The sequence below is a fragment of the Nocardioides sp. NPDC004968 genome (assembly GCF_040608935.1).
Lineage (GTDB): Bacteria > Actinomycetota > Actinomycetes > Propionibacteriales > Nocardioidaceae > Nocardioides.
This window is the reverse complement of record NZ_JBEXJF010000021.1, coordinates 66,216-86,616: the sequence shown is the minus strand read 5'-3', so window position 1 is coordinate 86,616 and position 20,401 is coordinate 66,216. Positions and strand designations below refer to the sequence as shown.

The 20,401-nt window shown below is 70.3% G+C and carries 18 protein-coding genes; 8 read left to right on the top strand and 10 right to left on the bottom strand.

Annotated elements, in window-relative coordinates; genetic code table 11:
* Positions 1–500, bottom strand: a 500-nt coding sequence (locus ABZU72_RS18935; protein ID WP_355020379.1) for a DUF222 domain-containing protein, incomplete at its 3' end; no start/stop codon positions are given.
* Positions 501–939: 439 nt separating this feature from the next.
* On the opposite strand from ABZU72_RS18935, the gene ABZU72_RS18930 reads away from it, so the two are divergent.
* Positions 940–2,142: an MFS transporter gene (locus ABZU72_RS18930; protein WP_355020378.1), complete on the top strand. Its 1,203-nt coding sequence runs from the start codon at positions 940–942 to the stop codon at positions 2,140–2,142.
* 6 nt (positions 2,143–2,148) lie between these two features.
* On the opposite strand, the gene ABZU72_RS18925 is transcribed toward ABZU72_RS18930, so the two are convergent.
* Both ABZU72_RS18925 and ABZU72_RS18920 read right to left on the bottom strand, forming a co-directional pair.
* The gene (locus ABZU72_RS18925; protein WP_355020377.1) at positions 2,149–3,264 is read right to left on the bottom strand and encodes a DUF1972 domain-containing protein; all 1,116 of its coding nucleotides are present in this window, start codon (positions 3,262–3,264) and stop codon (positions 2,149–2,151) included.
* A 117-nt stretch (positions 3,265–3,381) separates the two neighbouring features.
* On the bottom strand, positions 3,382–4,680 hold the full coding sequence (locus ABZU72_RS18920; RefSeq protein WP_355020376.1) for a glycosyltransferase family 4 protein: 1,299 nt from the start codon (positions 4,678–4,680) through the stop codon (positions 3,382–3,384).
* 153 nt (positions 4,681–4,833) lie between these two features.
* On the opposite strand from ABZU72_RS18920, the gene ABZU72_RS18915 reads away from it, so the two are divergent.
* Positions 4,834–6,216 carry an AMP-binding protein gene (locus ABZU72_RS18915; protein WP_355020375.1) on the top strand — a complete coding sequence of 461 codons (1,383 nt, stop codon included), beginning with the start codon at positions 4,834–4,836 and terminating at the stop codon, positions 6,214–6,216.
* Between the two features lie 42 nt (positions 6,217–6,258).
* Here the strand turns inward: ABZU72_RS18915 and ABZU72_RS18910 are convergent, their stop codons facing one another.
* Genes ABZU72_RS18910 through ABZU72_RS18895 form a run of 4 tightly spaced genes read right to left on the bottom strand, consistent with a single transcriptional unit; the run spans position 6,259 to position 9,555 of the window.
* Positions 6,259–6,525, bottom strand: a complete 267-nt coding sequence (locus ABZU72_RS18910) for a phosphopantetheine-binding protein (protein ID WP_355020374.1) — start codon at positions 6,523–6,525, stop codon at positions 6,259–6,261.
* Positions 6,526–6,558: 33 nt separating this feature from the next.
* The gene (locus ABZU72_RS18905; protein WP_355020373.1) at positions 6,559–7,752 is read right to left on the bottom strand and encodes a pyridoxal-dependent decarboxylase, exosortase A system-associated; all 1,194 of its coding nucleotides are present in this window, start codon (positions 7,750–7,752) and stop codon (positions 6,559–6,561) included.
* A 1-nt stretch (position 7,753) separates the two neighbouring features.
* On the bottom strand, positions 7,754–8,620 hold the full coding sequence (locus ABZU72_RS18900; RefSeq protein ID WP_355020372.1) for a hypothetical protein: 867 nt from the start codon (positions 8,618–8,620) through the stop codon (positions 7,754–7,756).
* Complete coding sequence (locus tag ABZU72_RS18895) at positions 8,617–9,555, bottom strand: glycosyltransferase family 2 protein (protein WP_355020371.1); 939 nt, start codon at positions 9,553–9,555, stop codon at positions 8,617–8,619. The genes ABZU72_RS18900 and ABZU72_RS18895 overlap by 4 nt, the downstream gene beginning before the upstream one ends.
* Before the next feature lie 122 nt (positions 9,556–9,677).
* On the opposite strand from ABZU72_RS18895, the gene ABZU72_RS18890 reads away from it, so the two are divergent.
* The 3 genes from ABZU72_RS18890 (at position 9,678) to ABZU72_RS18880 (ending at position 13,258) form a co-directional block, all read left to right on the top strand.
* Complete coding sequence (locus ABZU72_RS18890) at positions 9,678–10,343, top strand: polysaccharide deacetylase family protein (RefSeq protein ID WP_355020370.1); 666 nt, start codon at positions 9,678–9,680, stop codon at positions 10,341–10,343.
* A 123-nt stretch (positions 10,344–10,466) separates the two neighbouring features.
* Positions 10,467–11,522 (top strand): hypothetical protein, encoded by a 1,056-nt coding sequence (locus tag ABZU72_RS18885; protein ID WP_355020369.1) that lies wholly within the window; start codon positions 10,467–10,469, stop codon positions 11,520–11,522.
* A gap of 128 nt (positions 11,523–11,650) precedes the next feature.
* Positions 11,651–13,258, top strand: coding sequence for a DUF4082 domain-containing protein (locus ABZU72_RS18880; RefSeq protein ID WP_355020368.1), 1,608 nt, complete (start codon positions 11,651–11,653; stop codon positions 13,256–13,258).
* Between the two features lie 22 nt (positions 13,259–13,280).
* On the opposite strand, the gene ABZU72_RS18875 is transcribed toward ABZU72_RS18880, so the two are convergent.
* On the bottom strand, positions 13,281–14,609 hold the full coding sequence (locus tag ABZU72_RS18875) for an O-antigen ligase family protein (protein WP_355020367.1): 1,329 nt from the start codon (positions 14,607–14,609) through the stop codon (positions 13,281–13,283).
* A gap of 10 nt (positions 14,610–14,619) precedes the next feature.
* Positions 14,620–15,339 (bottom strand): hypothetical protein, encoded by a 720-nt coding sequence (locus ABZU72_RS18870; protein ID WP_355020366.1) that lies wholly within the window; start codon positions 15,337–15,339, stop codon positions 14,620–14,622.
* Between the two features lie 120 nt (positions 15,340–15,459).
* Here ABZU72_RS18870 and ABZU72_RS18865 point away from each other — a divergent pair, with 120 nt between their 5' ends.
* The 3 genes from ABZU72_RS18865 to ABZU72_RS18855 are packed head-to-tail and all read left to right on the top strand — an operon-like array spanning position 15,460 to position 19,151.
* Positions 15,460–16,134 carry a hypothetical protein gene (locus ABZU72_RS18865; protein WP_355020365.1) on the top strand — a complete coding sequence of 225 codons (675 nt, stop codon included), beginning with the start codon at positions 15,460–15,462 and terminating at the stop codon, positions 16,132–16,134.
* Positions 16,127–17,596 carry an oligosaccharide flippase family protein gene (locus ABZU72_RS18860; RefSeq protein WP_355020364.1) on the top strand — a complete coding sequence of 490 codons (1,470 nt, stop codon included), beginning with the start codon at positions 16,127–16,129 and terminating at the stop codon, positions 17,594–17,596. The genes ABZU72_RS18865 and ABZU72_RS18860 overlap by 8 nt, the downstream gene beginning before the upstream one ends.
* Positions 17,589–19,151 (top strand): glycosyltransferase, encoded by a 1,563-nt coding sequence (locus tag ABZU72_RS18855; RefSeq protein ID WP_355020363.1) that lies wholly within the window; start codon positions 17,589–17,591, stop codon positions 19,149–19,151. The genes ABZU72_RS18860 and ABZU72_RS18855 overlap by 8 nt, the downstream gene beginning before the upstream one ends.
* Positions 19,152–19,275: 124 nt before the next feature.
* Here ABZU72_RS18855 and ABZU72_RS18850 read toward each other — a convergent pair whose 3' ends face one another.
* Positions 19,276–20,337, bottom strand: a complete 1,062-nt coding sequence (locus ABZU72_RS18850) for a hypothetical protein (RefSeq protein ID WP_355020362.1) — start codon at positions 20,335–20,337, stop codon at positions 19,276–19,278.
* Positions 20,338–20,401 lie beyond the last annotated feature (64 nt).

Genomic DNA, 20,401 nt, shown 5'->3' with positions numbered 1-20,401 from the left:
AGTTCGTTGGCCGTCAGCCGGGTGGCGTAGTCGACCAGCAGCTTCTCGGCCAGGATCAGGTCTTCAGTGCTGGCGACGGGGTTGGTCTCGATCTTGTCGAGCGCTTTGGTGATCACCCGGGCCTTGTCCTGGGACACGACACCCTCAGCGAGGCCGGCGGCGACGAGGTCGTACTTCGCGACCCCGGTCGCGAGCTTGATCTGCGATCGGGCGACGGCCTTGTCGACCAGGAGCTCGGCGCGCATCCACGCGGAGGCGTCCTTGGCGCCGGTCTCCTCGGCGATATCGCCGGCCGTGGCGAGCACCCTCAGCTTCAACGCCGTTTGCTGGGCCTGGAGCTTCTCCAACCGCTCCAGCAAGTCCTTCTTCTGCTCGGTGCGCCAGTAGGCGGGATCTGTTGCCAGCAGGTCTTGGAGGGCGGTCTCGATGGCCTTCAAGGCAGCGTCGATCGCATCGCCGGGGTTGGTGCCCCAGTGGTCGATCGAGCGGCCGAGACTCATCGCCATCCTCCCCTTTCAGAGGCGTGCTGTGATGGGTCTGATTCTACGCCGGACGTCCGTCTCTGGCTATCTATTTTCCCAGGTCAACCTCTGTTTTCGCGGCGAGCGAACGACCTAGCATCTGTGGATGGTAAGTGGCCCGAAGGGCCACCCTTCCACCCCATCAACCTCACCTTTCCCAGACAAGATTCCGCTGCGCCACACCCGGGCCGCCGCCCCGATAGCCAGCCAAATTTTTTCTCGATCTGGTCCGGAGTCCAGGACCGCCGAAGGCGGCCGGCGAAGCCGGCGCCCGAAGGGCGTCCTTGACGCCGGTCCAGATCGAGAGACCCTCGAAGTCGGGTCGGCGGCCCTCACCGGCCTTGGGCGAAACGTTCCGGCAGGGAGGTCTCGACAAGCTCGACCACCGGGGACACCAGTCCTTTACTAACCTGACAGAGTGCCCCACACCCCGGACCCGTCCCCCAAACGCCCACCGGTCTGGATCTCCATAGCCTCGTTCGTGAGCAGCTTCGACAGGTTCGTGGTGAGCCCGATCCTGGTCCTGGTCGCGGCGACGTTCGAGGTCTCCGTGGGGCAGGCGGTGGCGATCGCGAGCGGCTACTACCTGGCGTACGGCCTCTGTCAGCCGTTGTGGGGTGCGCTCTCGGACAGGTTCGGCAGGGTGCGGCTGATGCAGGGTGCGCTGGTCGGGGCGGGGATCGCCGGGCTGGTCTCGGCGGCGGCCCCAAACCTGATCATCCTGGTGGTGCTGCGGGTCGTCGCGGGAGCGTTCTTCGGGGCGATCGTGCCGACCTCACTGACGTACGTCGGGGACACCGTCTCCGCAACCCACCGGCAGCGGGCGCTCTCGGACCTGATGGCAGCGATGGCGGTGGGGACCGCGCTGGCGGCAGCGGCGGCGGGGATCACCGGCCAGCTGGCCGGGTGGCGGGTGGTGTTCGCGGTGCCGGCGGTCGTGGCGCTGATCAGCGCCTGGGGTCTGCGCTCGCTGGCCGAACCGCCGAGGGCCACGAACAGCGGAATCAAGGCATCGTTCCGGGCGGCGCTGAGCAACCGCTGGGTGCTGGTGGTCGGGCTGCTCGTCTTCGTCGAGGGCGGTCTGGTCCTGGGCGTACTCACCCTCCTCGCTCCCGCGCTGCAGGCCCAAGGTGTCGACGCGGCGCGAGCGGGGCTGGCGGCGGCTGCGTACGGCATCGCGGTCCTGCTCTCCTCGCAGGTCCTCAAGGCTCTCACTCGACGGCTCCCACGCTGGGCGCTGATGGCGATCGGAGGCGTCGCCCTGACTGCCGGGTACGCCGCTGCGACCGTGAGGGTCTCGGTGCCCACCATCATCGGCATCGTCGTGATGCTCGGGATCACCTGGGCGTTTCTGCACACCTCGCTGCAGACCTGGGCCACCTCGATCGTCCCCGAGGCGCGCGGCACCGTCGTCGCCTGCTTCGCCGCCTCGCTCTTCATAGGCAGCTCCATCGCCGCGGTCATCGCCGGCCCGGCCGCGGACCACAACCAGTGGCACATCCTCTTCACTGCCTGTGCCGCCACCGCCGCGGTCCTGACCGTCGCCTGCGTCCTCGCCTACCGCGCCTACACCGCCCGCGAGCCCGCACCTCGAGCCGCGGACATCGCCACCGACGTCTAGGACGGATCAGCGCTGGTGGGCCCGGATGAGCTGCTCGTACTGGTCGGTGATCCGGCTCCAGGTGAACTCGGCGGAGTGGCGGGCACGGGCGTGGCCGGACAGCGACGCCGCCAGCTCGGGCTCGGACAGGAGCCGCTCCAACGCAGAGACGATGCCGGCCTCGTCGGAGAAGTAGAGCGCGGCGGCGTCGGCGACCCAGCGGTTGTAGCGGTTGTCGTGGGCGATCACGGCGTTGCCGCAGCCGAGCGCCTCGACCAGGGACGGGTTGGTGCCGCCGACCTGATGACCGTGGACGTACGCCACGGAGTGGAAGCGCAGGGCCGAGACGATGTCGGTGTCGTAGATCGCGCCGAGGAAGACGACCTCGTCGCTGGCCGCCTCGAGGACGGCGCGCTGGTAGGCATCCGCCGGATCATAGGAACCCAGGACGACCAACTTCCGGCCCCAGCGGCGGCTGGAGAAGGCCCGGACCACCTCGAGGATGCTGTTCTCCGGCACCGGCCGGGCGACCAGGGTCAGATACGAACCCGGCTCCAGCCCGTGGTCGAGCACCGCCCACTCCGGCGCGTCGACAACGGGCGGCGCGCCGTAGGCGATCGTGGTGATCTTCTCCGCCGGCACCCGGGTCGCCAGATGGCGGGCGATCTCGGGGTGGTCGGCGATGAGGTGGTCACCCAGCCAGCAGGCGGCCCGCTCCTGGGTCCACAGGAACGCCTTCTCCGGCCCCGACCAACGGGCCCGCTTCCACTCGATGCCGTCCATGTTGATGATGTTGGGGACGCGGCGGGAGCGCAGCACCGCGTTGAGCGCTCCGGTGTTGTAGCCGAACGTCACGCACACGCTGCCGTCCTGCTCGGCCTCCCGGGCGGCGTGCCGCACCGCGCCGACGTCGAACTCGATCGTCCCGCGCGGGCCGTCGTGCCGGGCAGGCACGTGGACGCGCTCGATGCCCTTCCACGAGTCGATCCGCAGGTCGGCGTGGGGTTCGTCGTCCTGGCAGTAGACGACGACCCGCCAGCCGCGATCGACCAGGTCCAGACCGATGTTCTCCACCGCGGTCTCGAAGCCGCCGTGGGCTGCGGGCACGCCACGGGTACCGAGCATCCGTACAGTTGGGGTCACGTGGGGTTGACTCCTAGTTTCTAGGAGCCGATGGCTCCTATTTTCAGCACAAGGAGCCATCCAAGAGGATCCGCGGGCGCATCGGTCCCGAAGTCGGGGTCATATACCCCAAATCGGTTACGTCACCGCAGGTCCGCGAGTGAGCACGAACTGGCGCAGCGCATCCGGGTCGTCCAGATCGACGTATTCGAACCCGTCCACCGCCGCCGGTGCCTCGCCGATCGCGCACATGGAGTCGTAGACCTGCACGTACGCCGCCGACTGCGGGCCCCAGTCGAGCACCTTCGCCGCGCGCTCCCGCGCCCGCAGGGCCAGTTCGACCCGCAGCTCGGGATCGTCCAGCAGCGACTCGACCGCGTCGGTGAAGGCGGCCACGTCCCCGGAGGGAACGAAGAGCGCGGCGTCCTCGGCGGAGACCCGCGTCTCGACCAGGTCGAAGGAGACCGACGGCAGGGCGTACGCCATGTACTCCATGGTCTTGTTCATCGTCGAGACGTCGTTGAGCGGCGTCTTCAGATCAGGGCACAGCCCGATGGTGGCGGCGCTGAGGTGCTGCGCGATCAGCGCCGAGCCGGCCCGTCCGGTGAAGGTGACGACATCGTCGAGGCCCAGCTCGGTGCAGCGGCTCTTGAGGTCCTCGAGGCAGTCACCGAAGCCCATCAGCACCGCGTCGACATCGCTGCGGCCGCGCCGGTGGACGAGCTCGTCCATGACCTCCAGCACCGTGTCGACACCGTCCTGGGGACCCATGATCCCGAGGTAGACCAGGGTGTGGCGGTTGGCGTGGGCCGCCGGGTCGTGCGGCCGCACCGGGCGCATCACCGAGGTGTCCGGTCCGCTGCGGACCACGGTCACGTCCGCGGGGGCCATCCCGCCGCGGGTGATCGCGACCTTCCGGTAGGACTCGTTGGTCGAGATGACCTTGTCAGCCGTGGCGTACGTCTGCTTCTCGAGCCAGCGCAGCGCAGCCAGCTGGGCGCGACCGGACAGGGATGTCGGGGTGCCGAACCGGGAGAGGAAGAGCTCGGGGTTGAGATCGTGCTGGTCGAAGACGAACCGGACGCCACGGCGCTTCCAGATGCGGGCCAGCAGCCAGTAGGTGTCGGGCGGGTTGCACGCCTGCATGATCGCGAACGGGCGGTCCCGCCAGACCTTGTTGGCCAGTAGCGCCGTGCGGATCCAGCAGTAGACGAACTCGAGCAGGTAGCCGAGCACGCCGCGGGCCTGCGGCGCGGGACGGTACTTGTAGATGCGTACGCCACCGAGCTGCTGGCGCCCCGGATCGCCGGGGCCCTTCGGGCAGATCACGCTGACCTCGTAACCGCGTGCGACCAGCGCCTGGCACTCCAGCCAGACACGTCGGTCCAACGGCACGGGGAGGTTCTGGACAATGATCAGCACGTGCGTCTTTGCCACGCCATGTCTCTGCTGGGCTGCGTTGACCATGTGAGAAGCGTTGAGTGTGCCGAGACCGGCGTGTCGGGCATCTGCGGCCATATCCCCGAATCCGGGGATCGTGAGTGGCGACGCAGGTGCCGGAGCGGCCCGCGGCTCCTAGCCTCGCATCCTGTGAACCCGCTGGCCGAGCGCATCCGATCCGTACGCACCCGACCCCGGTCGCGGGCCGTGATCGCGGACCGGCGCACCTCGGTCGATGCGGACGGGCTGGTCGGCGCGGCCGAGGAGCTGCGGCTCGCCCTCGTCGCGGCCGCCGGTGTCCCGCGGCCGCTGGTCGCGGTGTCGCTGCCGTTGTCCACCGACGCGGTCGTCGCGCTCGTGGCCGCGATCCTCGGTGATCTCTCGGTCTGCTTCGTGGACCCGTCGGCGGCCGAGGAGCACCGCCGGTCCCTTCTCCAGGCGCTGCATCCCGACGTCGTGCTCGACCGATCGGGGATCCGGGCGGTCGCGTCGTCAACCTCCCGCTCGGGCGTGGAGGCCGGGTATGTCGCGATGTCCTCCGGCTCCACCGGCGGCGGCCCCAAGGGCGTGCTGTCCTCCTGGGCAGGCATCGACGCCTTCGTCCCGCACGGCGCGGCCGCGCTCGATCTCGACGCCTCCTCGGTGTGGGCCGAGGTCTCGCATCTCTCCTACGACCTGGCAATGACCAACCTGCTGGTCGCTCTGGCCGCCGGCTCCTCCCTGCACCTGTCCGGTTCCCTGGGCGACCGGCTCCGCCCACTCGGCTTCTGCGCCCGCGTCGACGCGACACACCTGCGGCTGGCTCCCCGGTTCATCGACCTCGCCGCCAACGAGCGCGGTCCCGCCTCCCCACGAACCCTGCGGGTCTGGGGCTCGGGCGGCGACCGGCTCTCCGCCGCCGACGCCCAGCGTGTCTTCGACCTCGGCGTCTCGACGGTCGTCAACACGTACGGCACCAGCGAGACGATCGGCTTCGCCAGCGCCGCCCGGTTCGACGCCGGCGACGACCTCCCGACGGTCCACGGCGCCCTCGGCATCGGGCGTGGGGCGGTAGGGGCGTGGCGTACGTCGTTGCTCTCTGAGGCCGCGGACATGCTGGCCATCGAGTCGCCGCACCTGCCCGGCGGCTATCTCTTCGGCAGCCCGAACGGGGAGTTCCCGCGCTGGGAGGGTTCGGAACGGGTGCTCACCGGCGACCTCGGCGCCCGGCGCGGCGAGGAGCTCTTCTGCCTGGGCCGCGCGGGGCGTCGGGTGAAGCGCAGCGCGAGCTTCGTCGACCTCGACGCGCTCGACGCGGAGGTGAAGCAGGCCTTCGGCCTGGCCACCTTCACCGCCGCCACCCCCGAGGGCGATCTGGTCAGCCTCGTCGAAGGCCCCGGCACTGACCTCGGCGACCTCCGCCGCCGGCTACCGACGGTCCTTCGCCCCGACTCGGTCCCGGACCTGCTCGTCCCCGTCGCCCAGCTCCCCCGCCTCGGCAACGGCAAGATCGACCAGGCCGCGGCTCAGCTCCTCGCCGCCGCCGCTAGCTGAGCCGCCCCGCTGGTCGACCAGCGGGGGCGGCTCGACCAGCGGTCACGCCACCTGCGAGCGCACGTACTCCGCCAAGGACCCGACGGACTCGAAGACCTCGGCGTTGATGTCGTCCTCGTCCATCTCGAAGCCGAAGCGGTCCTCGAGGACGGTGATCAGCTCGACCAGGGCGAGCGAGTCGAGCTCGGGCAGGGAGCCGAAGAGGAGGGTGTCCGCGCTCAGCGTGCCGGCGCTGTGGTCGGTGCCGATCACCTCGGTGATCGCCTCACCGACCCGGTCGAGGGTCGCTTCGGTGGTGTCGATGGTCATGGGGACTCCTTCGGGTTCAACGGGTTCAGGGACTCAGACGAGCACTTCGAGCGGCGCCGGGTGGCTCAGGAAGGCGGTGGGGCTGGCGGTGAGGCCGTAGGCCCCGGCCTGGTGGACCACGACGAGGTCGCCCACTTCGGCGCGAGGCAGGCTGACCTTGTCGCCGAGCAGGTCCAGAGGCGTACACAGGCAGCCGACGACCTGGACCGTCTCCTCCTCGCCGTCCTGGGCGGCCGCGACGGAGATCGGGTAGTTGCGGCGGATGACCTGGCCGAAGTTGCCGGAGGCGGCGAGCTGGTGGTGCATGCCGCCGTCGACGATCAGGAAGGTCTTGCCGCGGGAGATCTTGCGGTCGACGACCCTGGTCACATAGACCCCGGCCTCGCCGACGAGATAGCGGCCGAGCTCGATGACGACCTGCGCGGCCGGCAGCGCAGGACGTACGCGGGTGGCGAGCAGCTCCTCGAGGCGCGCTCCGACCAGCGGGAGGTCGAGGGGCTGGTCCTGGGTGTAGTAGGGGATGCCGAAGCCGCCGCCGATGTTGAGATAGGTCATCGCCGCCGGGAGGTCACCGGAGAGCCGCAGGACGAGGTCGACGGTGCGCTCCTGGGCCTCGGCGAGGATCTCGGCGTGCAGGTTCTGGGAGCCGGAGAAGACGTGGAAGCCGGCCACCTCGACGTCGCGGTCGTGCAGCGTCTTGAGCAGCAGCGGCACGGTCTCGGCGTCGACCCCGAACTGCTGGGCGCCGCCGCCCATCCGCATCCCGGAGCCTTTGACCTCGAAGTCCGGGTTGACCCGCACCGCGACCCGCGGCCGGATCCCGAGCCGTTCGGCGGCCTCGACCAGGCGGTCGGCCTCCAGCGGCGACTCGATCTCGACGAGCACCCCGGCCGCGACGGCCTGGGACAGCTCGGCGACCGACTTGCCCGGCCCCGCGAAGCTCACCGACCCCGGGTCCGTCCCGGTATCGAGCGCCACCCGCATCTCGGCCCCCGAGGCGACGTCGAGCGCGTCGACGGCGCGCGCCAGATGCTGCACGACCGCGGGCATCGGGTTGGCCTTGACCGCGTAGCTCAGGTGCACATCACCGGGAAGCGCCTCCCGCAACGAGGCCACCCGGGCATCGATCGCGGCCCGGTCGTAGGCGAAGAACGGGGTCGATCCGACCCTCTCCGCCACCAGCCGCACGGGAACACCCCCGACGGTCACACCGCCGACGTTCGGCATCTCACCACTCCAGACATGTCAGCTCGCTGTACAGGTAGTCGACCCGCGCCGGGTCGAGGGCGTCGCTGCGCAGCATCTTCGGCCGCGACCGCGAGAGCCGGTAGGAACCGCCCGGCGCCCCGCCCGCGACCCGGTGCTCGACCAGGGTCGCCGCGGCACCGTGCTGGGTCAGCAGGTGCGAGGCCAGCCGCGGCGCGTGCCGCCGGAGCAGCTCCGGGTTGCTCGCGTAGAGGACCGAGGCGAAGGCGCGTACGCCCTTGCGGGTGTCCTTGCGGGCCACGACGTAGCAGTGCTCGGAGCCCGTGCTCAGCACCACGTGAAGGGCCGCCGCCGCGGCACGGTGGTCGGCATAGAGATCCCGCTCCTCAGCCTGGAGCACCGAGTCCAGTACGTCGGGACGGCTGCTCACTCGCACCCCGCGCCGCCTCGGCAGCACAGTGCCAGGCGACACGGCCGGCACCAGCGAGGTGGTCGTGTCCAGGTCGGTGAACTTGAGCTTTCGGTTGAGCGCGATCACGTTGCCCGACGGCGAGAAGTCGGTGAACTCGTATCCGGGCTGCTTGAGCAGCGTGGTCAGCAGCCGCAGTCCCTGATGGCGGTGGCTGTCGAGCACGCACCAGGCGCCCAGGTTGCAGACCTGCAGTGTCCCCGCGCCGACCCGACGCTCGGAGTAGTAGGCCAGGTAGGCCCCGACCACCCGCTCCCCCTCGGCGAGGAAGAACCCGTGGTTGGGCTGAGGTACGTCCCACGGCACCCGCAGCGCCTGGGTCCACTCCAGCTCCTGCACCCGCGGGTTCAGCTGCTCGTGCAGGAACGTCGAGACGGCCGAGAGGTCGTCGGCGGTGATCGGGGCAAGCACGGCCTTCATGCGCTCGCCACCCACTCGGGCCCACGCGGGGCGCTCATCCGGCGGGGGCTGACCAGGGTGCGTACGGCACGCCGCGAGGTCTGCTTCCCCAGCAGCGCCCGGCTGCACTCGCGGGCCAGCACCATCAGCCAGTACGCAGCCCCCTGGACCCGCCCGCGGCGGACCGTGAAGAGCCGCACCCGGTTGGCGACCAGGAGTGCCCACAGCCCGGGTGAGGTGGTGGACTCGCCGCCGAGGTGCACGGCGCGGGCGGCGGGCGCGAACCGCACCCGGAAGCCTCGGTCGCGGGCGCGCAGGTGGAACTCGGTCTCCTCGGAGTAGAGGAAGTAGGACTCGTCCCAGGGGCCGCACGCACGCCAGCACTCGGCGCTGATCAGCTGCGTCGAGCCCTCGGCCCAGTCGGTGTCCTGGCCGCGCTCGTACTCCGCGGGGTCGGCCACGATCTCCCCCGCCCACCGGACCCGGCCGGCGCGGTTGGCGCCCACCACGGCGTCGGCGAAGGCCCGCACCAGGCTCGGCGCGCCACGCATCGACTCGATCAGCCGGCCCTCGGCGTCCACCAGCCGGGGCACTGCCACGCCGACCCCGGGCACGAGCTCGCGGGCGAGCGCCACGACACAGTCCGGCTCGAGACGTACATCCGGGTTGAGCACCAGCACCGCGTCGACGTCCGGATCCGCGGCGAAGGCGGCCGCGACACCGGCGTTGATCCCGGCGGCGTAGCCGCCGTTGCGACCAGTCTCGACGACGGTCGCATCCGGCGCGAGGCGGCGCGCGGTCGCCACGGTGTCGTCGGCGGAGGCGTTGTCGGCGACCACCAACCGCCACCCGAGACCGGCGAGCCCACCCGGCAGAGAGCCGATGAGATCGGCCAGCAGGTGAGCGCTGTTGTAGGTCACCACCACGACGGCGATGGTTCGGATGGGGAGCGACACGTCATGAGTCTCGGCGGGATCGACCCCCGCCGGACCCTCCTCCCGACCGCAGATCCCCCGTATGAGGTAGGCCTTCGCAAAGGTCGGCCGGACACCGCCTCCGGATCCTTAGCGTGGAGAACATGCCCGCCCACGTGACCAACATCTGCTTCCACGGTATCGGCGAGCCCGAGCGCGAGCTGGAGCCGGGCGAGGACCGCTACTGGATCAGCCAGGACGCCTACGAGGACATCCTCGATGCCGTCGCCGGCCGCCCCGAGGTGCGCATCAGCTTCGACGACGGCAACCACTCCGACGTCGCGATCGGACTGCCGGGCCTGCAGGCCCGCGGCCTGAGCGCGACCTTCTTCGTGCTGGCCGGACGGCTGGGGAAGCCGGGGAGCGTCGACCGCCTCGACGTCCGGCTCCTCCGGGTGGCGGGCATGCGGATCGGCACCCACGGCATGGACCACGTCAGCTGGCGCGGCCTCGATGCCGCGGGCGTACGCCGCGAGCTGATCCAGGCCCGCGAGCACATCACCATGGCAGCCGGCGAGACGGTGGACGAGGCGGCGCTCCCGCTGGGCCGCTACGACCGCGCCACGCTGCGTCACCTGCGCCGCCTGAGCTACCAGCACGTCTACACCAGCGACCGTGCTCACGCGGTGGCCGGAGCCTGGCTGCAGCCGAGGTTCAGCGTCACCGCGGAGGACGACGGGGCCAGCGTACGCAGCCACATCCTGACCGGGCACGGCATCGCCAAGCGGATGGAACGTCAGGCGGCAGGCCTGGTCAAGAGGCTGCGCTGAACGGGCGCTGACCTGCTGAAGAAGTAACCAGTTTGAAGGATGCCCCCGACCACGAGGTCGGGCAGTGTCGGCAAACAGTGCCGACAAGACAATGGCCATCGAGACGCGAACGGGTGCGAACACATGCCAACCAAGCCAGGCCGGCGCCGGCGGATCGCGATCGCGGGTGGGCTGGCTCTGCTGCTGGTCGCCATGACCTGGTTCCTGTGGCCCGACTCGGACCAGGCGAGCAACGTCGGCTCCGACTCGCTGCCGACGGTCCAGCCACCCGCGAGCGTGTCGCCCTCCCCTTCGGCCGAACCGAGCCCCACGGTCTCGTCGAGCCCGCCGACACCGACCCCCGCGCCGTCGGCGACCCCGGAGCGTACGCAGTCCTCGACCACCGCCGCGCCGCCGGCCAAGGGCTTCCCCACCCGTGAGTCGGCCGGCCTGCCCGCCGGCTGGAAGCCGAAGCGCACCGCGACCGGAGACTTCTGGATCCGGCATCGCGGGGCGGTCGTGGAGGACCTGCGGATCACCAACGGGGTCATCTACGTCACCGCGCCCGGCGTCACCCTGCGCCGCGTCGAGGCGATCGCCTCGGTCGTGGTCAACGACTACAACGACCAGTGCAGCACCGGGCTGGTGATCGAGGACTCCGACTTCATCCGGAGCAGCGCCCCCACGACCGAGGAGGCCTGGCCGGCGGTCTCCGCGGGCGGCTACACGGTGCGCAACGTCGTCATCGACGGCGTACCCGAGGGACTGCGCGCCTCCAACAAGGAGCGCTGCGGCGGCATCGGCATCCACGACTCCTTCATCCGGGTCACCTCCCCGGACGTGTGCAGCGACTGGCACGGCGACGGCCTGCAGGGCTACGGCGGCGGCGAGATCAAGGTACGCCGGACGGTCATGATCTTGGACGTCAAGAACGAGTGCCACGGAACCGCCCCGTTCTTCAATCCCACCGATCAGGGCAACGAATCGGTCGACATCGACGGCCTGGTCGTGGCCGGCGGCGGCTACCCGTTCCGCAACGGCATGCCAGGGCCGGTCCGCAACCTCTACGTGGTCGACCAGAGCTGGGTCTTCAGCCCGCTCGACGTCAACTGCTCGGTGGTCACCGAGTGGAGCGCGGCCGTGGTCACGATGGACTCAGCGGGCCAGCCCGTCCCGATCCGCGACCTACCCTGCGAGTGACGTCTGGGGCTGGAAAACCCCCAATAGATACCAAGTTTTGGGGGTGTCTGTGGAGGACGGATCAAACGTAGTGTCGATGCCTTCGGCGGTATCCCATACGAACAGGTGCATTCATGCCCTCCCACAGCATGCCCCCCAGCACGTATCGACGACGGATCGACCGACCTCCCCACGGTCGCCGCAGGACCACCCGGTGGCGGCGTACCGCCTTCGCCAGCGTCCTGGTCACCCTCATCGCCGGCAGCGGCCTCTGGGCGTTCGGCACGGCGACGGCGCACCCGGAGACGGTCAGCCTTCTCCCCGACGACACGGTCCCCGCGGTCCTGACGGACTCCGACTCCCGGCCGGTCGAGCTCGGGATGCGGTTCCGGACCTCGGAGCCGGTCGAGGCGGTCGCGGTCCAGGTGTACCTGGGCCCGGACAACCACGGCCCGCACCAGGCGACCCTGTGGTCGGGACGGGGCCGCGCGCTCTCCCGCGTCCAGCTCGGCGGCGCGGCCGGAGACGGCCTGCGGGCCGCCACGCTCGAGCGGCCGGTACGTCTCGAGCCAGGCCGCTCCTACGTCGTTTCGTACACCGCGCCCGGTGGTCACTACTCGACCGACGAGCACTTCTTCGACCGTTCGATCAGTAACGGTCCGCTGTCGGCCCGCGCGAACGCGGGTGTCTACACCTACCGGCCGGGCGAGTTCCCCCGCTCGACCTACCGCGCCACCAACTACCAGGTCGACATCGTCGTGCGGACGGCCGGCTCTGGCGAGGCGCCGACGACCTCGCCGACTCCGTCCGGCAGTGCGTCGCCCTCCAGCGCACCTCCGTCCCAGAGCTCCAGCCCCTCGACGAGCGTCAGCCCGAGCGCGCCGGCGAGCTCGCCGACAGCTCCGTCGACCTCCCCGAGCTCCCCGACCAGCACTCCGACGACGTCCGCCCCATCGCCGACCTCCGCCCCTCCCGCCGGTGGCTTCCCGACCCGCGCCTCGGCCGGGCTGCCGGACGGTTGGCAGCCGAAGCGGTCGGCGACCGGGACGTACACGATCAGTACGCCGGGGGCCGTCGTCGAGGACCTGCGCGTGACGAACGGAACGATCAACGTCACCGCCAAGAACGTGACCCTGCGCCGGGTGCAGGCGGTCGGCTCGGTGATCGTCAACTTCGCCAGCGCCACCTGCGCGACCGGTCTCGTCATCGAGGACTCCGAGATCGTCCGTGGCTCGGCCCCGACGACGGACGAGGCGTGGCCCGCGGTCACCTCGGGCGGCTACACGGCGCGCAACGTACTCATCGACGGGGTTCCGGAGGGCTTCCGGGCCCAGGGGAAGTCGGCCTGCGGCGGCGTCGCGATCCACGACTCCTACGTACGTGTCGTCTCTCCCGACGTCTGCACCGACTGGCACGGTGACGGCATCCAGGGCTACGGCGGTGGGGCACTCACCGTCCGGAAGACGGTCATCGACTTCGTCGACACCAACAACTGTGGCGGCACCGCCCCGTTCTTCTATCCCGACCAGGACAACACCTCCGTCGACATCGACGGCCTGATCGTGAGCGGGGGCGGCTACCCCTTCCGGCTCGGCACACCAGGCACGGTGAGGAACCTGTACGTCGTCGACCGGAGCTGGGTCTTCGGGCCGCTCGACGTCAGATGCAGCCTGGTCAGCCAGTGGCAGGCCGCGACCGCGACGCTGAACTCCGCCGGCCAGCCCGTCGTGGTGCGCAACCTGCCCTGCACGACCTGACGGGATGGGCTGACGGGATGGGTCACCCGGGGCGTACGGTCTTCGCGACCTCGCCCTTGGCCTCGGTGCGATCCGGTGGCACCTTCGCGGATGGTGAGAGTGCGTTCAGCCGGGTGACCGCGCTCGCCAGCCCGAGCACCAGGAAGATCGTGCCCATCGTCATCGGGAAGGCGAACGCGTCGAAGAACGCCAGCCCGGCGAAGCCGGCCGCAGCGGCGCCGATGAGCGCGACGACGAGGTCGCGCGTCTTCGGGTCCTCGCAGGCGCGATAGACCCGGGAGAGCTGGATGAACGTCGCGATGATGAACGCCGCGAAGAGGAGCACGCCGATGATCCCGACGCTCACCATCATCTGGAGGTACTGGTTGTCGAAGATGCGGTACTTCGGCAGGAACGTCCCCAGCCCGCGCCCGAAGAACGGGTTGCGGTCGACGAAGAACCAGGCCACCCCGTAGCTGTCGGTGCGCGAGGTGACGCTCGGGTCCTCCTCGGCGCCGACGAACATGCCGGTCACCGAGTTGATGATCCGGGGCGCGACCAGGAACACCAGTCCCAGCCCGCCGACCGCGAGCCCCAGCACCATCGCCCGCTGCTTGCGCGACCAGCCGACCATGCAGACCGCGACCGCGATGGCGGCGCCGAGGTAGGCCGACCGGCTCGAGGAGGCGGCGATGATCATGCAGATCAGCACCACCGGGGCCCAGCGGACGAGCGGGTTGAGGTTGCGGTGCTGGAAGCCGACATGGAGCGCGATCGGCACCAGCATCCCCATCAAGGTGCCGTACTCGATCGGGCTCAGGGCGGTCCCGGCGGGACGTACGAGGCCGTTGCGCATCGCCAGCTCGACCGTCGTCACCGGGGTCAGGACAGGGACCGAGATCCGGTCGACGAAGATCTGCCGGAGGAAGAACTGGGCCAGGCCGAGGATCGCGAGGAAGGTGCCGCCCACGACCAGCCGCCACACCAGCACATGGACCCTGGCCATGCTCGGGATGGCGTCGCCGGCGAGCAGCAGCGTGCCCACCCAGGAGACCATCGCGAGGATCGCGACGTCGGCCGGGCTCACCTCGTCGCGGCTGATCGGACGCGACATCGCGATGACATAGGTGACGCCGACGCTGAACAGGAACAGCGCCAAGACGACCCGCATCGGCTGCGGGGGCCGGTCCACCGGCAGCGGCCGGCCGATGCTCAGCAGGACCCAGAGCGCGAAGCTGCCCAGCCCCATCAGCATCGAGACCGACCCGGCGCTGCCCAGCGGCCGGAAGACCAGCCAGGATGGGATCACGAAGAGAGCGAACGTGTAGAGACTCAGCCACGTCACCGCATCGACACCCCGGCGTACGGCCATCGTTCCTGCCTCAGCCGTGGAGGCGCTGGACGATGTGGTCGTCGTCCCGGTCGCTCTGGTCGTCCTGGTCGGGCTCGTCGTCGTAGGCGGCGTCCTGGGCGGCCAGGGACGCGGCCCGCTCCTCGCGGGCCAAGCGGCGGCGCAGCACGATCCCGTCGATCGCATAGACCAGCACCGCGGTCATCGCGAGACCGAGCACGACTGCCATGATCCGCGCCCGAAGCGGGCCGCTGCCGTCGATGGCTGCCGTCTCGTCCAGTGCGAGCGTCCGCGAGCGCAGCCGGGCGTTGCCCTTCGCGTTGACCTCGTCCTGGAGCCTCCCGAGTGTGTCCGGGATCGAGTCCGCGACGAAGTCGAGCGCCTCGATGGCGTTGGCCTCGCTGTCCGCACTGACGTCGATCGCGATCACCGGCCCGCGCGTCGACTCCTCCATCGAGACCGTCACCGCGGCACCCGGGGTGACCTCCGCGATCGCCTCCTGGGCGGGCGCACTGGTGTAGTAGGCGACCACGACCCGAGCCGGCAGGTCGAGCCCACCAAGCCCCAGGAACGGGTTGCCGCCGGGGCCGACCGCGTTCTTGGAGGGGAGCATCAGGACCAGGCCCCGGGCGGTGTAGGTCGGCGCCACGAAGGCCGATGCGCTCCAACCGAGCACTCCGGTCAGCAGGACGCCGACCACCGCGAGATACCAACGCCGCCGGATCGCACCGACGAACTCCGACAACACCATGCGGCCGAAGGTACCCATCCAGGATCGGTGCGAGCCGACCTCGCCGACGTCCTACCCGATTTGGGCGATGACCCCGCTGACCTGGGCTGACCCGGCCTCGGCAGACCTAGCGTTCCGACCATGGCGCTGTGGGACCTGCTGCGGGCGATGGTCCGACGATGGCCGATCGTGGTGGTCGGCGCGATCCTCACTCTCGCCGCCGCGAACTACGCGAGTCAGGACCGCAGCGTGTACTGGACGCGTACGGACCTGGTCTTCCTGGCTCCGAAGAACGCGCAGTATCCCAACGCGCTGCGGGCGACCTCCGAGGATCTGGTCATCACCGCCGGCGTGGTCGGCAAGCTCGTCGTCGGCACCCGGGAGATTCCGAAGTTCACCGCCACCGATGCCGGGCTGATCGGGATGGGCGTACGCGAGGGGTGGACCGTCCGGCTGCCCGACACCGGCGGCCAGTGGGCGCCCAACTACACCGACCAGTGGCTGATCATCGAGGTCGTCGGCTCCGACCCGGAGACCGTCCGCGCCCAAAAGGAGCAGCTGGTCGAGGAGATGACGGCCGCGCTCGACCGGGTGCAGGACGAATACCAGGTGGCCCGGGCGTTCCGGATGTCCACCAAGGAGGCGCCCGGCTCGACCGTCGTCTACCCCGTCGGCGGAAGCTCGAAGCGGGCGTTCGCCGTCACGGGGCTGCTCGGCGCCACGGCGACCCTCTACCTGGTCGTACTCATCGACCCGATCCTGCTGCGGCGCAAGGCGCGCCGCGCCGAGACGCCGCCGGAGACCGACCTTGGCTGAGACCCGCCCCCACACCGCCCTCGCCTGGAGCATCGCCAACACGGCGGTGACCAAGCTCGGCACGATGGTCGTCGGCATCCTCGTCGCGCGGCTGCTCGGGCCGGAGAGCTACGGGACGTACGCCGTCGCCTTCCTCGCCCTGATGGCGGTGCTGAGCTTCAACGAGCTCGGCGTGAGCCTCGCGGTGGTGCGCTGGAAGGACGACCCGCGCGAGATCGCGCCGACGGTGACCACGATCTCGGTCGTGGCGAGCCTGCTCATCGCCGCGGCGATGGTGATCGGGGCCGGGCCCTACGCGCGGGCGATGGGTGAACCGGACGCGGCGGTGCTGGTGGCGATGTTCGCCATCCCGGTCGTGCTCAGCGGGATCACCGCGACGCCCGCCGCGCTGCTGCAGCGCAACCTGATGCAGGGCAAGCGGATGCTCATCGACCAGATGGCCACGATCGTGGCGGTCCCGGTCATGCTCGGGCTCGCGTTGGCCGGCGCCGGTCCGTACTCCCTGGTCATCGGTCATCTTCTCGGCGTATCCGTCACCACCGTGATGTTCCTGCGGATGTCACCGCTGCCGTGGCGGATGGGGCTCTCTCGTGCGCACGCGGTCACGCTGCTTCGCTTCGGCGCCCCGCTGGCGGTGACCAGCATCCTGGTCTTCGCGGTCGGGTTCGCCGACCAGATCGTCATCGGCAGCATGCTGGGAGCGACCGCACTCGGGTTCTACGTGGTCGCCTTCAACCTCTCCAGCTGGCCGGTCACGATGCTGTCGCGACCGTTGCGGCAGGTCACGCCGGTGATCTTCGCCCGTCTGCAGCGCGACCCGGCCGGGATGCGGCACGCCTTCACTCGCCTCTCCGCGCTGGTGCTGACCCTGACGCTCCCGGGCTGCTCGGCGCTGGCCGCACTGGCGCCGGAGGTGATCGGCCTCGTCTACGGCGACGTCTGGCAGGCTGCCGCGGCACCGCTCCTCTGGCTCGGCGCGCTGGCCGTGCTGCGGATCTCCTTCGAGCTCGCCTACGACTTCCTCGTCATCGCCGGCTCGACGCGCAGCCTGATGACGATCCAGATCGTCTGGCTGATCGCCCTGGTGCCGGCGTTGCTGGCAGGGGCGGCATGGGACGGCGTCGGCGGGGTCGGCCTGGCCACGTTCGCGGTCGGCCTCGTCGTCATCCTGCCGCTGCACCTCTTCTATCTCGCGCGGGCCGGGGTCGGGCTCGGCGGCCTCGGCGCCGGAGCCGTCCTGCCGGCTATCGGCGCGCTCGCCGTCTGGGCCGCGGCCGTCGGGATGCGCTTCGCGCAGCCGTCGGTCTGGGTGACCTGCGCGGTCACCGGTCTGGTGCTCGCCGCCGTGTGGGCGGTGCTGCTGCGACGCCGACGCGAGGACGTGCGCTGGTTCCGCTCCGGTGCCGGCTCCCCCACCCCGAGTGAGCCCTCCACGACACTGAACGAGGACGTCCATGTCTGACCGTCTCGACGACAACCACGAAACCCTGGAGGAGATGTACGCCGCCGCCGCGGCTGCCGCTCGACGAAGGCCGCAGCGCGCGGCCGCGCTGGCGCAAGCCGCGGCCGAGTTCGCCTGGGGCAACCACACCGGCTGGTTCGCGTACGAGCCCCTCGAACTGCTGCTCACCGAGCTGGGCCGCTCGCTCCCGTCGGTGCCGGTGCCGACCCGGCCGCGGCGCACGCTGCACGTGGTCACGCAGATGTACCAGAGCGGCGGGCACACCCAGATCATCGCCGGCTGGACCGACCAGCTCGCCGACCGCTCCCACGAGATCGTCGCCACCCGGCAGATGACCTCTCCGATGCCGGCCAAGATCGCCTCCCGGCTCGGAGACCGGGTCAGCCTGACCATGCTCGACACCACACCCGGGAGCCTGCTCCACCGCGCCGCCCGGCTGCGTGCGCTCGCCTCGACCGCCGACCTGGTGGTCTCCCACTGCCACCCCTTCGACGTGGTCCCCGCGCTCGCCTTCGCCGACCGCCGCGACCTGCCGCCCGTGGTCTACATCGACAACACCGACCACGTCTTCTGGGTCGGCGTGCGGGCCTACGACCGGGTCGTCCACCTGCGCCGCAGCGGCCAAGACCTCGCCCAGCACCGTCGCGGCCTGCCGATGGAGCGGTCGATCGTGCGCAACCGGCCGCTGTCCGTCCGCGGCCGGACCAAGCGCCGCGAGACCGCGAAACCGCAGTGGCACGTACGCGCCTCCGACGTACTGGTCGTCACCGCGGCCGACTCGAGCAAGTTCCAAGGCGGCGACACCTTCCTGGCGGCCGTCGAGGCGGCGGTGGCCGCCGAGCCCCGCCTGCAGTGGCGGGTCGCCGGCCCCAATCCGGAGTCGGAGCCGTGGGCCGGGTTGGCGCGGCGTACGTCCGGACGGATCCAGGCCGTCGGCATGCTCCCCGACGTGGCTCCGCTGCACCACGCGGCTGACGTCTACCTCGACTCGTTCCCGTTCGCCGGGCTCACCTCGCTGCTCGAGTCCGGCGGCCTCGGCAACCCCGTCGTCACCTTCCGCGGCCACCGGCCCGAGTGCGCCGTGTGGGGCTCCGACTCTCCCGGGATCGACCACCTGATGCTGCGCCCCAACAGCGCCGACCAGCTGCGCGACACCCTCCTCGACCTGGTACGCCGGCCACGTGAGCGGGTCTCGCGCGGCAGCGCGACCGCCCAGGCGATCCTCGAGTGCCACACCGGCCCCGGCTGGGTCGCGGACGCCGAGTCGCTCTACCTCACGCCGCAGCGGCTTGGCGACGACCTGCTCGCCCCCGTCCGCGGCCGCGGCCACCTCGACCTGCTCACCGTCTCCGTCCAGGCGACCAACCCGTTCAGCCGCACCGGCGCCGACATCACCGCCGGCCTCCTCGGCGCGATGCCTCTCACCGACCGCATCTCCATGTGGCGTCAGACCCGCCGCGGCGGCGCCGGCCGCGTCCGCGACCTCGCCCCCGAGTGGGCCGCTGCTGCGGTTCGGGCGCGGCTGCGCCGCCGGCCGGCAGGAATACCCGGTTAACCGGGTATCCCTGCACTTCTCTGGCAATGCAACACCTGAGAAGTGCAGGGATTGCCTGAGCGCTGTGACACGTGTGGCTGCGGTGACTGCCGGCGCCGCTCAGCGCGGGCGGCGGAGACTCCCCTCAGGCGCTCCTCGGCACCTGCGCGGTCATGGCAGACTCGAGGAATGCGCGGATCCGAGCGGCCAGGCGTACGGGATCCTGCAGATCGGCCCACGAGATCCGCATGCACCGCCATCCGGTCGCCTCGGCAATCCGCTCTTGGCGGCGCTTCTCGCGGAGAACCACGTCAGTCGCTGTCTCCCCCACCCGATAGGGCCGCTCGTACTTGACCTTGCCGTCGATCTCGAACCAGACGCCGAACTCTGGAAGCGCGAAGTCGAGGCGCCGAGTCTTCCCCTCAGAGTCCGTCACCTCGTATTGCGGGATCGGCATCGGCAGGCTCTGCAGCCACGCAACCCCGACGAACAACGACTCAGCGAGGGACTCGATGCGTGGGTCAGCAAGCCGCAGCACGGCCTGGGTCGAAAGCGAGTTCGGCCACTGCTCCATCGAGAGCTCATAGCGTGCCTTCACACGCTCGAGGGTCGTGATCTTCCGATGTAGGAGATCGTTGACGACGCCAAGAGCCGCGACCATGGGAGCCACGGTCGTCACCTCCACGGCCGTTCGCTCCGGCGAGGTCAGCAGAAGCCCGTTCTCCGTCACGACATCCGCGTCGAGAAGCTTCCCGCTGTGTTGACGTACGCCAGCCTCGCGCCGGCCGGTGCGATGGTCTGGACGACTCAGGTGCACCTCTGCGAGATCCAGACCCCACAGCGGCCCATCACGTAAGGGAACGGCCGAGACGTGGGATAGGACCACGTCGGTCTTCGACTGCCGGTACGCCGCACGGCAGCGGACCGCGTACCGATCCTCCTCCGAAAGCCCGTCCCAGAGACTCCCATCCACGTAGGCGCCGCGCCGTGGCCTCGCGAGCGCGCCCGTACGTAGTGCCTGCGCCAGGGACCTGTCGCTGTGCCCGTTGTCGAGCAGCTCCTTGCGAAGGGCGATCGGAGTGAGTCGAGAATCGTCGAATGAGAGTGTCATGCTCTGCATCCTGCCGACTGCCACCGACATTTTCAGTCGCGCATGTTTCCGCGCATTGCCCTGCGCACGGCTGATTTCGGCTGACTTCTCTGGCATTTCCTGCACTTCTCTGGCATTGCATTGCCTGAGAAGTGCAGGGATACCCGGTTAACCGGGTATC

What these genes read in the sequence shown, in the direction of transcription:
- ABZU72_RS18870 (WP_355020366.1), bottom strand. Translation starts at nt 15,339, where the DNA reads ATGGTGTTGTCGGAGTTCGTCGGTGCGATCCGGCGGCGTTGGTATCTC.
- ABZU72_RS18890 (WP_355020370.1), top strand. Translation starts at nt 9,678, where the DNA reads ATGCCCGCCCACGTGACCAACATCTGCTTCCACGGTATCGGCGAGCCC.
- ABZU72_RS18900 (WP_355020372.1), bottom strand. Translation starts at nt 8,620, where the DNA reads ATGAAGGCCGTGCTTGCCCCGATCACCGCCGACGACCTCTCGGCCGTC.
- ABZU72_RS18880 (WP_355020368.1), top strand. Translation starts at nt 11,651, where the DNA reads ATGCCCCCCAGCACGTATCGACGACGGATCGACCGACCTCCCCACGGT.
- ABZU72_RS18905 (WP_355020373.1), bottom strand. Translation starts at nt 7,752, where the DNA reads ATGCCGAACGTCGGCGGTGTGACCGTCGGGGGTGTTCCCGTGCGGCTG.
- ABZU72_RS18850 (WP_355020362.1), bottom strand. Translation starts at nt 20,337, where the DNA reads ATGCCAGAGAAGTCAGCCGAAATCAGCCGTGCGCAGGGCAATGCGCGG.
- ABZU72_RS18885 (WP_355020369.1), top strand. Translation starts at nt 10,467, where the DNA reads ATGCCAACCAAGCCAGGCCGGCGCCGGCGGATCGCGATCGCGGGTGGG.
- ABZU72_RS18875 (WP_355020367.1), bottom strand. Translation starts at nt 14,609, where the DNA reads ATGGCCGTACGCCGGGGTGTCGATGCGGTGACGTGGCTGAGTCTCTAC.
- ABZU72_RS18865 (WP_355020365.1), top strand. Translation starts at nt 15,460, where the DNA reads ATGGCGCTGTGGGACCTGCTGCGGGCGATGGTCCGACGATGGCCGATC.
- ABZU72_RS18855 (WP_355020363.1), top strand. Translation starts at nt 17,589, where the DNA reads ATGTCTGACCGTCTCGACGACAACCACGAAACCCTGGAGGAGATGTAC.
- ABZU72_RS18910 (WP_355020374.1), bottom strand. Translation starts at nt 6,525, where the DNA reads ATGACCATCGACACCACCGAAGCGACCCTCGACCGGGTCGGTGAGGCG.